Raw genomic sequence first — 12,815 nt, 5'->3', positions numbered from 1 at the left:
AGTACGGCCCTTTACCACCCGTAACGGTTGCTTTGAGCTCGACGCTCTCGACTTTGCAGTTCAGCTCGCCTGATGTCGGACTGACTGTTACCTCGATCTCACAAACAGGTGGACATGCTGGCCCTGTTGTGGAAATTTCACAGATCAACTGCCCTGCCTTAATAAAAGCATTTGTAGAACCAGATGCCCACTGGCCGCTCAGCTCGAACCAGAACTCCTTGCACTCACCCTTCTTCACTTCGATATCAAATTTTATACCGCTTGCACTTGTTGTTGGATCGGTTCCTACTGAATAACTATGTGACGCCGCCACTATATCGCTCGCCTTCACACATGACGGTAAAACAAGAACCCAGTGGCTTATATCAGGATCACAGTTTGCGCAGACTCTGTACGTGAATCTGGTGCGCCCTGTGCTCGGATTATACCCACTTGACCCAGAAAGATATGTTACCGAATACTGATCACAGCCGCTTACGCATAATTGGGTTGTTTTATATTTGTTTACTACCGATACCTCTGTAACGCTGCCCTTTACCACTGTTGCAGGAGACCCTGTTATCGTGACATCCCATTCCGCCCCAGGGCTGGTCTCGGTAACAATATAGTTTCCTGGAAGCAGGTTATACCAGATGAGAGGCTCTCCACTAGCAGTCTTGCAGTTTCCATTCGGATAGGACGGCCCACGAATGCAAATCTCGAAAGTCTTGGTGTTGTCAGGCGTGGCGCCATTCCAATCCACGGTTTTTGTTACCTTAAGACTGCCGGTATCCCTTTTATTTGTTATTATTGCTTCTGCAGTCTTGTCCTTATTTACCTGAACCTTTTGACCCGAACCGGTGACGCTCCAGCCAGCTGGAGGGGTTTCACTTATTGTATACTCGCCCACCGGCAGGTTTGTGAATGTATATTCCCCTCCAGAACAACCAAATGAGTGGGAAGCCTGATATCCGTACGGCCCTATTACATTCACTGTGAAAACAGTCCCCTGCTCGCATGGTCCCTCAACAACCTTTTTGATCTTCAGGCTTCCAGTGCAAAGGCTGAGTGTTGCGGTTTTCTCTGATGAACCACAGCTGTTAGAAACTTTTACCTTGTAAACTCCGACTTTATTCTGATCAACGTCATTTATTGTGAGTGTATTATCTGTCTCAGAGAGTTGCTGGAAGTAGTTGCTTCCGGACTTTTTGAAACTCCAAGTGTAAGTCATCGGCAGCGAGCCGGTGGTCTGAGCCTCAAACACAGCAGTTTCGCCAGGACACACAACCGTATCGCTGAGAGATACTGTGGGATCCTTGCAGTTCACGCATATTGGAATATCTCCAGCCCCTCTATCTGCCATATTGACATGGAGGCTGCAGCCAGTAAACGCAGATGCCTCACAGCTCAGCCTGGCACACCAGTAGAGGTAAAACGTTCCTGCTGGATATGAGTGCCATGTAATCGTAACAGTGTATGAGCCGATAACAAGCTCATTACCCTGACCGGAATTAGAATGGGGGTGTTCTGAGATCTGGAGACTCACAACGGAATCTGATACTGGATTGCCGTTGCTGTCACCCACGTAAAACTCCTCAAAACCTACAACTCCTTTTCTGGTAACACCCTGAACCTTTCTTGAGTAATCGAACTCGATGGTCTCTGTCTGCGGCGTGCTTGATGGGCTTCTCAGCTCCATTCTGAACGGGACGCATTCGCAATCATTCCAGCCGCCAACCTGGCCGTAACCCCAGGCTTTTTGATTTTTGTCATATCCCTGGAGTATCTTCCCCTGAGATCCTCCCTGTCCACCCGCCACTCCATATGCAGAACCTGAAGCCAGCACAAGTATCAGAAAGATCACAAAAATCACGTGTGCACCTGAGATGTGTCTCCTGAACGTATTGCGAATAAGACACCTGTCTGGATGTATAATGTCACAGTCAATCACACCGGCTCACCCCGTCCTGGTCAGCATCCTGACAAATTTTTGAAACCTAACAGTCGCTCCCACCAAACTCACATGATATTATCTAAACAATTTAGATAAATACTTATCGTATCAGCATCCCGCTGAGAACAACCACGAACAGCCCCAGCAGGAACCATCCGAGTATCCCCTCGATCATGCTGACGTGCTTGTATATGCCGACAGGATAGAGCGAGGCTGGTGACTGGGCGGTGAACGACATCGCGCTGAAGAATATCGAGTCTGAGAACGGTATGCGCCTCTCCGTCGATCGCACAGGCCTGCTCTCAGAGACGCTATCAGAATCACCCTCGTGGGCCTCTGGATTCTTCTCCTGCTCTCCATCCACCTCCTCATCCGATAGGTTCTCCCAGGCGATCTCCCTTATCCCGTTGCCGATCCAGTACACCAAACCGAAGAGGAGGATCATGAACATCGACCAGAATATGGTGTAGCTCGGCTTCACGCCGTAACCGCAGGAGAGCCATGAGATCACATCGATCATCTTCTCCAATCCCCACGGCTCAGAGGACTGGCTTATCCTCCTGTACTGGTAGTAACAGTCGTTCGCGTCGTCCCTCCACTCCATGTTCTTGTAGTTCTTCACGAGTGCTAGATAAGCGGCGCTGTCGTAGACGAGATGATCTTTTATCAGAGACCAGCGGGCGAGCATTCTCGTGAAGTCGGCCTCGTTCAGGTATATCTTAGATGAATCTGAGAAGCTCGCGTTCTCGAGCTGCATCGAGTATATCCGGGAGCTTGTCAGCACGAGATCCCCACCGAATGTCGTGTTGACAAACCTCGTGTTGTCCTCGAGCTTTGCGAGCCCGAAGAACGCGACCGATCTGAAGTGCGCACTTGAGAAATCAGAGAATCCCTGGAACGCTCCAAGGCCGAAGACAGCTGCCTTCGAGAACCTGGCCGCGCTGAATGTGACATCATGGGAGAACCTGGAGCCCATGAACACGGCGTTCTCATCGAAGCTCACGCTCATGAAGTTGGCCGTTCCGGAGAACTCGCTGTTCGCAAAGCTCACATCTCCATGAAACACAGAGCGCCAGAACGAGACGAGCTGGTAGAACCGCGCGAACTCGAAGCTGGCGCTTCTGAGAAAGTGAACCCTCTCGAAGCTCGTATCGTCCATGAACTGGGCGTTGGAGAAGTCAGCGTGGCTCCAGAACGCAGCCCCCTCGAAGCTCGCCACCTTTGAGAACTGGGCGTAGCTCATGCTCACCATGCCATGAAAATTCGTCCCGATGAAGTTCGCAGTCCCCTCGAACCTCGTCAGGGTAAACTCAGCCTCCCTGAGCAGATGCGCGCCCGCGAAAGAGACGTCGGAGCCGAAACTCGCACCCCTCGCGGCCACCTCCCCTGAGAAGACCGTGCCGCTGAGGTTCAGCGGACCCATGAACTCAACGCCGTTGATTCTCAGAGATCCATTGATCGTTGAATTCGCTATCTTTATCGGAGAGACCACGGGCTTTTCCAGCCTGGTGATGTTGATATCCCCTGAGATGAAGACGTTCTCGTAGACCACAGGCTCCCCGGCGCGGATCTTACCCACGATCTCAGACGGAGATACGATCCTGCAGATTCCCTCGCTCGCATTGCAGCCGATATCCTGGCTGTAGGCCATGGAGATCGTCAGCAGATATAACAGCAGCGAACACCACACGACAGCCCGTATCTGAACCACGCTCCTGCTGTCCATGAGATCTGCCTGGATATAGGCTTTGTCCAGCGTTGTTCCACGATTTCAGGGAACATCACCACAGCCAGCACCTGAGCTATCCGCGGCCAATCATATATATAAACCATCACTGCACTGTATCCATCATGAGCAGATTCAAGAGAAAGGAGAGAAACCTGATACTCCTTATTCTGGCAGTGATACTCGTGATGGTCCTGTGGGGCCCGCTGATGTGGCTGGCGAAGCTCGCCATCTTTGTGATAGCTGTTTACGTCGTCTACCAGCTCCTCAGAGAGAACCTGTGACAGCGGGTTATGACTGTAGGACCTGCCTCTAAATGGTCAGCCGCCATTTGATGGGCCGCAGGTGCTGGAAACAAGATGCACCTGCGGATGTTTTGGTTGTGGGCTTGACTTTTTATATTTTGATGATGTCTGTATCTCAGAAAGGTGTGTAGGGTGGATGGCTTTGGGAGATCACGGTGCCCCGGATGATATTTTCAGACATCTCTTTGAGAGCCTGCCGGTGGGCGTGGCGTATCTTGATCGAGAATGCAGGATTATGCTTGCAAACCCATCGTTCACATCAATAACCGGACTGGATGGAGAGGAGATCAGCAGAACAGAAGATCCACCATTCGCAGATCGCGAGGCTCGTTCGCGCATACTCGATATCCTGAACTCGGGCAACAGATCCAGCTTCGAGCACATCTGCACCAGACCTGACGGAGAGAGGGTGCATCTGAGGACGTATGTCCATCCGCTGAGCTCGGGCCCCATACGCGCGCAGATCGTAAGCATGGATATCACTGAAGGAAAAGAGAAAGAGGCGATGCTGAGAAGCTCCCAACGGACCCTGGAGAAGCTCGTTGCCGACAGGACTTCAGAGCTCAAATCGAAGAACGAGGAGCTGGAATGGCTGCTGTACACAATATCTCATGACCTGAGAGCTCCGTTGCTCACGATCAGCGGCTTTCTCGGATTTCTCAAAGAGGATATACGTGCCGGAAACTCCAGGAGGATCGATGATGATCTGCGAGTCATAGAGACCGCGGTGAACGACATCAATGAAATGCTGGATGACACGCTGAAGATCAGCAGGATAGGCAGGATCCTGGCGTCGCGAGAGCGCGTGCCATTTGCAGATATCGTGAATGAGGCCCTCACCCTCACGAGGGAAAAGCTGGTGTCCAGAGGAGTTGATGTGGTGATCGATGGAGATCTTCCTGTGGTTCATGCCAGCAGGATCAGGGCTGTGGAGGTTCTCGTCAATCTGATAGACAACAGCGTGAAGTACATGGGGGATCAGAGGTCGCCACAGATACATATCGGCTGCAAAAAGAACGGAGAGACCGTGTTTTACGTCAGGGACAACGGCATGGGCATCGATCCGAAGCATCAAAGCAACGTCTTCAGGCTGTTTTACAAGATTGACAGCAGATCAGAGGGGACCGGAGCCGGCCTTGCGATCGTCAAAAAGATAATCGAAACGCATGGCGGGCGGGTCTGGATAGAGTCGGAGCCGGGAAAGGGGTGCACGGTTCTCTTCACCCTGCCGGTCGCATCAACGGAGAAGAACACAGATCAGAAATGAGCGCCTAGCATTCGTGCAGGGGATCGGATCCCAATATGCGGCCTGTGAGCAAGCAGCTCTGGAAGATGCTGATCTGAATTTCACAGCAGGATCGGTACATCAGAGGATGCAGCATCTCTTTTTGTGAGACTGTGGCGCTGCCCTGAGATCCCCATGGCTCAGCATCTGCTCCTGCTGGTCTCCATCCTTGATTTTATAAGATGCCTGAGCGGCTCGATCTCGCCGCGCTTCGCAGATATCGGGGCTATGCGATCCTCCCATCGCCTCCAGGGCGGCTCCATGCCGAGACGCTCCGCGATCCAGTCCAGCACCTGCTCTCTGTTCGCTATCCGATCGATCTTGTTCGCCGCGAGTATCGGATTGAGCTTCAAATCGCATAGAAACTCCCACATCTCGATCTCCACAGGCACCTCGCCCCTGCTCTCCCACCTCTCCGCGATCTCCAGGAACGACGCCGCATCTGTGACCTGTACTGCTGTTATTATCCTGTCAGCATGATCCTCGAGGTACCTCACTATGAGATCCCTGACGCGCTCCTGCTCCCTCCAGCTCCGGTACTTCATGAACCCGTAGCCTGGCATGTCGATATACGTCAGGCTGCCGATTCTGACAGAATACGGTCGCACAGTCACCCCCGGCCTTCTTCCGATGGGGACCCTCTCACCGGTCAGAGCTCTGAAGAGCGTGGACTTGCCCACATTCGACCTGCCGACCAGAACTATCTCGCACATGCAAACCAAAAATAACCAAAAATAAAATTAAAGCAGCGGACCCGCCGGGATTCGAACCCGGGTTTGAGGCTATCCCCGGTGACCTCCGGAGGCCTCTGTTCTATCCAGACTATACTACGAGTCCAGCTAACTTTCGAGCACTATCTCGATGTTCACGTTCTTGGGAACCTGGATCCGCATGAGCTGCCTCAGTGCCCTCTCATCCGCATCCAGGTCTATCAGCCGCTTGTGAACCCTCATCTCCCAGTGATCCCAGGTCGCAGAGCCCTCTCCATCAGGGCTCTTGCGGCAGGGAACCACCAGCCTCTTGGTCGGGAGCGGAATCGGGCCCGCCATGTGCACTCCAGTCCTCTGGGCGATCCCGCGCACCTGGTTGCATATGTCATCAAGCGTCGCGGGGTTCGTCCCGGAGAGCCGTATCCTCGCCTTTTGCATGCTAAGACACCGGTTTTATCTTGGAGTCACGTTCTGGCACATGCCCGCGGCGATCGTCATGCCCATATCCCTGATCGCAAACCTGCCGAGCTGCGGGATCTCCTTGACCTTCTCGATCACCATCGGCTTTGTTGGCCTGACAGCGATGATTGCAGCGTCACCCGTCTTTATGAACGCCGGGTTCTGCTCCTTTACAGAGCCTGTCCTGGGATCGAGCTTGGCCTTGATCTCTGTTATCGTGCACGCCACCTGCGCGGTATGGCAGTGGAAGACAGGTGTGTAGCCAGCGGAGATCGCGCTCGGATGCTGCAGCACCACGATCTGGGCTGTGAACTCCTTCGCCACTGTCGGCGGATTGTCGACGTGACCGCAGACATCGCCTCTCTTGATGTCGTTCTTGCTGATGCCCCTGACGTTCCACCCGATGTTGTCTCCGGGGTACGCCTCGGGGATCTCCTGGTGATGCATCTCTATGGACTTGACCTCGCCTGTGACGTGTGCGGGCTCGAATATGACCTTGTCGCCCTTCTTGAGCACGCCGGTCTCAACACGCCCTACTGGCACCGTACCGACGCCTGAGATCGTGTAAACATCCTGCACAGGTATGCGGAGCGGGAGGTTCACCGGCTTCTGCGGCTCCTTCAGCGCGTTCAGAGCATCCAGTATGGTCGGCCCTGTGTACCACTTGGTCTTATCGCTGTGCTTCACGACATTATCACCGTTGTAAGCAGACACCGGTATGAACGGGATCTCATCGACCTTGTACCCGACCATCCTCAGGAGCTTGCCGACCTCCTCCTTAACCTCCTTGAACCTCTTCTCATCGTATGGCGGCTCTGTCGCGTCCATCTTGTTTATGGCCACTATCAGCTGTGTCACGCCAAGAGTCCTTGCGAGGAAGACATGCTCCTTCGTCTGGGCCATCACGCCATCGGGCGCAGCAACAACCAGCACCGCAGCATCAGCCTGGCTGGCGCCTGTGATCATGTTCTTCACGAAATCCCTGTGACCGGGGCAGTCGACCACCGTGAAGTAGTACTTGTCGGTATCGAAGCGCTGGTGAGCTATATCGATCGTCACACCCCTCTCGCGCTCCTCCTTCAGGCTGTCCATGACCCAGGCGAACTCGAATGTCGCCTTGCCCTTTGCAGCAGCTTCCTTCCTGTACTCCTCGATGGTGTGCTCATCGATGGCCCCCATCTCATACATCATCCTTCCGACAAGCGTTGACTTGCCATGGTCAACGTGTCCGATGAATGCCAGATTAAGGTGAGGCTTTGTCTCTGCCATTTTATTCATCTCCTTTCAAGTGGTTTCATCCGTATTTTCTTTCTGCCTTTAAATCTTTTCCAGCGGTTCACGCCTTGAGATAGTCGCTTGGCGTCGGCATCTCAGGCTTCAATCCCTTTCTGGTCCTGATCTGCCGAACCGTATCCAGCATCAGGTTTGCCGGGATCGGCTCGAAGCCTGCGAACTCTGTGGACCAGAGCGCCCTGCCCTCTGTGGCGGACCGGATCGCGCCTGCAAATCCGAACATCTCTGCGACAGGCATCTTGGCCTTGATCGTGATCATGTCCCCCTGAGTCTCCATGCTCAGGATCACACCGCGACGTCCCTGGATCTCGGACATGGCCCCTCCCATCTGGTCCTGGGGCACCTGTATAAAGACGTTCTGCATCGGCTCCAGCAGCGTCGGGTTCGCCATGAGTATTCCGGCCTGGACCGCCTGCCTGACCGCGGGTATCACCTGAGCGGGTCCTCTGTGGACAGCATCCTCATGGAGCTTTACATCCACAAGCTTCGCCTTTATACCCTGAACCGGCTCCCTGCAGATCGGACCTGCAGTTATCGCCTCCTCGAAGCCCTCGAGTATGAGCTCCATTGTCTCCTTGAGGTACTGGACGCCCTTTGTCATGTTAAGGAACATATTGGTTCCGATGAAGTTGACCACGTTCCTGGCCTCTTCCTTGTCCATGCCCGCGTCGATCAGGATCTTCCTGCGCTCGACCTCCTCCATCTTCATGTTGATCTTTCCTTCCTTGAGGACCTCGATCACGCCAGGCTCCAGCGGCTCTATCTCTATGTAGAACCTGTTGTGATGGTTTGGAGACTTGCCCTCGACAGGCCCTGCCTTGCCGGTCACAGACTCCCTGTAGACCACGATCGGGGGGGATGTCTTTATCTCGACTCCCTTGTCCCTCTGGATCCTGGTCGCCACGATCTCCAGGTGGAGCTCGCCCATCCCTGCCATGAGATGCTCGCCCGTCTCCTCATTGATCGTTATCTGGAGCGTAGGATCCTCTTTTGCTGTCTGGCGGAGGACCTCTATGAGCTTGGGGAGATCGCGCATGTTCTTAGCCTCGACCGCGACCGTCATGACCGGCTCTGATACATGCTTGATCACCTCGAACGGTGTCATGTTCGGATCGCTCGAAACTGTCGAGCCGACGATCGCGTCTCTCAGGCCTGTGACTGCTGCGATGTTTCCTGCAGGAATCCTCTCGACCTCTATCCGCTCAGCCCCCATCATGATGCCTGTCTGCTGGATCCTGTTTGTATGTGGCACCCCTGAGATGTGAAGCTCCATGCCGCGAACAAGCGTGCCTGAGAAGAGCCGTCCTGTTGCGACCTCTCCCGCATGCGGATCCACCTTGATCTTTGTGACCATGAACGCCACCGGTCCGTTCGGATCGCATGCCGCCATGGCCTTTCCCACAGGGCTGTTCCAGTCGCCCTTCCATATGACCCTGATCCTGTTCTTCTGGGCCTCGAGCGGGCTCGGCAGGAAGCGGATTATCATGTCGTTGACCGCAACATAGAGAGGACACTTCTGTGCCAGCTCCTTCATCCGATCCGAGCGGCAGTACTCGTAGACCTGATCAAAGCCTATGCCGGTCTTCTTCATCTGCGGAACGCTTATGGCCCAGTTGTAGAGGGCTGAGCCGAATGCCACGCTGCCGTTTGCAGCATCCAGCCTCCAGCCGGCCTTGTAGTGCTCCTCGTCCATGCTCCTGATGAGCTTGTTGATGCTGTCGATGACCTTTCCGAGACGAACTGCCATCTCCTTCTTCTCAACCTTGAGCTCGTTGATCATCCTGTCGACCTTGTTCACGAACAGAACAGGACGAACGCCCTCGCGAAGCGCCTGCCTCAGAACGGTCTCCGTCTGCGGCATTGCGCCCTCAACCGCATCCACAACAACGACAGCGCCATCAACAGCGCGCATCGCTCGTGTGACGTCGCCACCGAAATCCACGTGCCCAGGAGTATCGATCATGTTGATCAGATACTCCTTCCCCTCATACTCATGGACCATGGAGACGTTTGCGGCATCTATCGTTATGCCCCTCGCCTGCTCGAGAGGGTCGAAGTCCATGAAGAGCTGCTTCCCGGCGAGCTCCATGGAGATCATCCCCGCGCCTGCCAGGAGGTTGTCTGATAGCGTCGTCTTGCCATGATCTATATGCGCGACAATCCCGATGTTTCTGATCATCTCGGGCCTGTCCATCAGAGCAATCACACGCTCTGCGATCTTCTTTCTCTTGCCCATAACACGCACCACTGAACTTGTGTAAGCATTAACTCGGACCCAAAAACTTCTGATTCCACCTATATAAGCCTTAGTTAGGATCGAACGGACCTGTCCGAATGATATTATTACCTCCTCGCGACATTGCAGTAAAACATAAATATATTACATAATTTGTTCCAGCATCCTATAGCTCCTGTCCATCGCAGGCTTCCAGGTTTCTTATCCTTGCGTTTGAAGTTCACGGTTATGGAGCAGAAGAATATTTTTTTGCTCTCGCTCTTATGCATTAGCAACTTGAAGGTCATGCGGTAGGTTGCTGAATGCACTTATCCGCCCATCAGGAGCGCATAGCATGACTGCTGCCTCTCCGGGCAAGTTATCAGATGGATAAGAGTGTTCACTGCTGCGTGAGACCCTGTCATAACCATACTCGTCCGACAATATATTCACAGGTTTTGATGCAGTTTCTGCGCTTTTATAATAAGTTACCGGAACATATTTATGTAAAATAGTATTTTTTGTAGCAACGGAGGTAAAGCTTTGATGAAGAATTTACATAAAAAGCTCGCCATATTGGTCTTAATTTTAACGACAACCGCTGTGATTCAATGCGGCTCTGCAGATGAGACTGTGCTCAGGATAGGCACTCAGGATGTGGTCAAATCTGCCAGCATCCTGGGCGATTCCAGCATGGGGGTCTTCGCACACCTCTCCAACCCGCCGCTTATGAGGATGAACCCTGACGGCACTCTCAGCGGTCAGACCGCAAAGAGCTACTCTGTCTCAGAGGATGGGACTACCTGGAGGTTCGAGATAGATGATAACCTCTACTGGAGCGATGGCACGAAGCTCACTCCAGAGGACGTGAAGTTCACGTTCGAGTACATCGCCGATAAGTACCCACCAGCCGGCTGGATCAAAAATACAGTTGATGAGATAGCAGTTGATGGGAATGCCGTTGTATTCAAGCTCAAAAAGCCCTACTCCCGGCTGAACCTCGAGTTCACCACATACAACATACTGCCGAAGCATGTGTGGGAGACGATAGATAAGCCGACCGAATACACTGATGAGGGCGCAATCGTCGGTTGCGGTCCTTTTGTCATCGATAAAACAGACCTCGGGGCTGGTGTGATATACTTCAAGAGGAACCCCTACTGGAAGGGCAGGGAGCCGAAGATCGATTCAATAGAGCTGCACATGTATGAGAACTCAGATGTTCTGTCAATGGCGCTCGAGAAGGGAGACGTCGATGCATACTACAAGTACGCTGGCACGTATCCATACACAGGCATTCGAAAGCTGATGGATACCGGAAAATTCGATTTTGTGGAGAAGGACAACGTTGGCCTGGTCTTCCTGGGATTCAATCTGAACAGGGAACCGATGTCAGATCTCAAATTCAGGGAAGCAGTGTCATACGCCATAAACTACACGGAGATCCTCCAGATCGATGCCCTGGGATACGGCTCTGTTCCGAACCGCGGGTTTGTGCCGCCCAGCATGGCGTACTTCAAGGATACGCCAGCTCTTGAGTACAATCCTGAAAAGGCCAGGGAGATCCTGGATGAGGCGGGATACAGGGACCGGAACGGCAACGGGATTCTGGAGGATTCAGGCGGCAATGACATGAAGCTTCTCCTCCTCGCACGCTCGAAGTTCCAGAGGGTCGCAGAGCTGGTGAAGGAGTACCTCTCAGCTGTGGGCATAGATGCAGAGCTGAAGGTCGTGGACGATGCGACATGGATAAAGCTCAAGGATGAGTACCAGTATGACCTCACCATCACCAGGACAACTCCCTGGGGAATGATGATGCATGCGAACTGGGGAACCGGCTACTTCGACTCACGCAGGACCGGAGAGGGTGTGCTCCACGTCCTGAGCGATCCCAACTTCCAGAAGCTCTGCGATGACATTCTCGCTGCCAGGAGCGATGAGGAGCTTAAGGAGTACGCGCACAGCGTACAGGACTACTACGCTGAGAACCTGCCTGGCATAGCGCTGTACTGGAACAAGGTGTTCACACCGTACAACAAGAAATGGACCGGCTGGAGCTCAGACCCGCTGTATGGTATCTACAACCTGGAGAACTTCCTGAATGTAGAGAGGGTTGCATGAGCGTTTGGGTGGATCAGTGGAGGGAGTTCATCCGGAGAACAAGCTACATTCGCCATCTGAGGGAGAGAGGCATATCGAACGACCAGTTCTGGAGGGAGTACGAGATCTACGACGAGATCCTGGAGCTGATGGGCTATCCGGGGAGGATCCTCGACAGGATCTCCTCCCTGATCCATCCCGGCTCCACGGTTCTAGACATAGGCGCTGGCACGGGCGCCTTCGCCATACCTCTTTCCAGAATCGCAGGAAGGATCATCGCGCTGGACCCCTCTGAGCACCAGCTGCAGGTTCTGATGAGAAAGGCCAGGGGAGTCGATAACATCAAAGCCTTATGCGATGCGTGGCCGGAGGCTGAGATCTCTGACAGGATCGATTACACGCTTGCCGCTTACAGCCTCTTCCAGGAGGATGTGGAGGCATTTCTTCGCAGGATGATGGAGGTCTCGCATTTGGGCGTCTTCATAGTCTTCAGGGCCGAGCCTCCGGATCCACTGAACGATTTTGCATACGGTCCCAGACCACATGTCGATCACAGATGCCTGCACAGCATTCTGAGAGATATGGGCCATGACTTTGATGTTGAGCTCTTCCCGAGGGATTACAGGCTCCCCATCGGATACGTGCTGAAGCAGTACAGGTACTCAGAGAGATCTCCGGAGGAGATAATGGATTACCTGCGCAGCACAGGCAGGCTTGATGATGAGATGCGGGTCAGCTTCCACAGCACCGACGCACTGCTCTACACCCTCAGGCACGCGGAGAGCTGAG

The 12,815-nt window shown here is 53.6% G+C and carries 10 protein-coding genes and 1 tRNA gene; 4 read left to right on the top strand and 7 right to left on the bottom strand.

Annotated features, from left to right (window positions below):
* Positions 1-1,930, bottom strand: a 1,930-nt coding sequence (locus QHG98_00855) for a hypothetical protein (protein ID MDH7596283.1), incomplete at its 3' end; no start/stop codon positions are given.
* A gap of 103 nt (positions 1,931-2,033) precedes the next feature.
* Positions 2,034-3,659 carry a pentapeptide repeat-containing protein gene (locus QHG98_00850; GenBank protein ID MDH7596282.1) on the bottom strand — a complete coding sequence of 542 codons (1,626 nt, stop codon included), beginning with the start codon at positions 3,657-3,659 and terminating at the stop codon, positions 2,034-2,036.
* Positions 3,660-3,784: 125 nt separating this feature from the next.
* On the opposite strand from QHG98_00850, the gene QHG98_00845 reads away from it, so the two are divergent.
* Positions 3,785-3,943, top strand: a complete 159-nt coding sequence (locus QHG98_00845) for a hypothetical protein (protein ID MDH7596281.1) — start codon at positions 3,785-3,787, stop codon at positions 3,941-3,943.
* 163 nt (positions 3,944-4,106) lie between these two features.
* Entirely contained in the window at positions 4,107-5,231 is a 1,125-nt protein-coding gene (locus QHG98_00840; protein ID MDH7596280.1) for an ATP-binding protein, read from the top strand.
* A gap of 158 nt (positions 5,232-5,389) precedes the next feature.
* Here QHG98_00840 and engB read toward each other — a convergent pair whose 3' ends face one another.
* The 5 genes from engB to QHG98_00815 form a co-directional block, all read right to left on the bottom strand.
* The gene (gene engB / locus QHG98_00835) at positions 5,390-5,962 is read right to left on the bottom strand and encodes a GTP-binding protein EngB (GenBank protein ID MDH7596279.1); all 573 of its coding nucleotides are present in this window, start codon (positions 5,960-5,962) and stop codon (positions 5,390-5,392) included.
* A 36-nt stretch (positions 5,963-5,998) separates the two neighbouring features.
* Positions 5,999-6,086 (bottom strand) — tRNA-Arg (locus tag QHG98_00830).
* Positions 6,087-6,088: 2 nt separating this feature from the next.
* Complete coding sequence (gene rpsJ, locus QHG98_00825) at positions 6,089-6,397, bottom strand: 30S ribosomal protein S10 (protein ID MDH7596278.1); 309 nt, start codon at positions 6,395-6,397, stop codon at positions 6,089-6,091.
* Between the two features lie 15 nt (positions 6,398-6,412).
* On the bottom strand, positions 6,413-7,687 hold the full coding sequence (gene tuf / locus QHG98_00820) for a translation elongation factor EF-1 subunit alpha (protein ID MDH7596277.1): 1,275 nt from the start codon (positions 7,685-7,687) through the stop codon (positions 6,413-6,415).
* A gap of 67 nt (positions 7,688-7,754) precedes the next feature.
* Complete coding sequence (locus QHG98_00815) at positions 7,755-9,947, bottom strand: elongation factor EF-2 (GenBank protein MDH7596276.1); 2,193 nt, start codon at positions 9,945-9,947, stop codon at positions 7,755-7,757.
* A gap of 525 nt (positions 9,948-10,472) precedes the next feature.
* Here QHG98_00815 and QHG98_00810 point away from each other — a divergent pair.
* Together QHG98_00810 and QHG98_00805 are read left to right on the top strand one after the other, a co-directional pair.
* Positions 10,473-12,047: an ABC transporter substrate-binding protein gene (locus tag QHG98_00810; GenBank protein MDH7596275.1), complete on the top strand. Its 1,575-nt coding sequence runs from the start codon at positions 10,473-10,475 to the stop codon at positions 12,045-12,047.
* The gene (locus QHG98_00805) at positions 12,044-12,814 is read left to right on the top strand and encodes a class I SAM-dependent methyltransferase (protein ID MDH7596274.1); all 771 of its coding nucleotides are present in this window, start codon (positions 12,044-12,046) and stop codon (positions 12,812-12,814) included. The genes QHG98_00810 and QHG98_00805 overlap by 4 nt, the downstream gene beginning before the upstream one ends.
* Position 12,815 lies beyond the last annotated feature (1 nt).

Source organism: Methanothrix sp. (genome assembly GCA_029907715.1).
In the GTDB taxonomy this organism is placed as follows: Archaea; Halobacteriota; Methanosarcinia; order Methanotrichales; family Methanotrichaceae; genus Methanothrix_B.
Note: the sequence above shows the minus strand (reverse complement) of the source record. Positions and strands in the feature narration are given on the sequence as shown.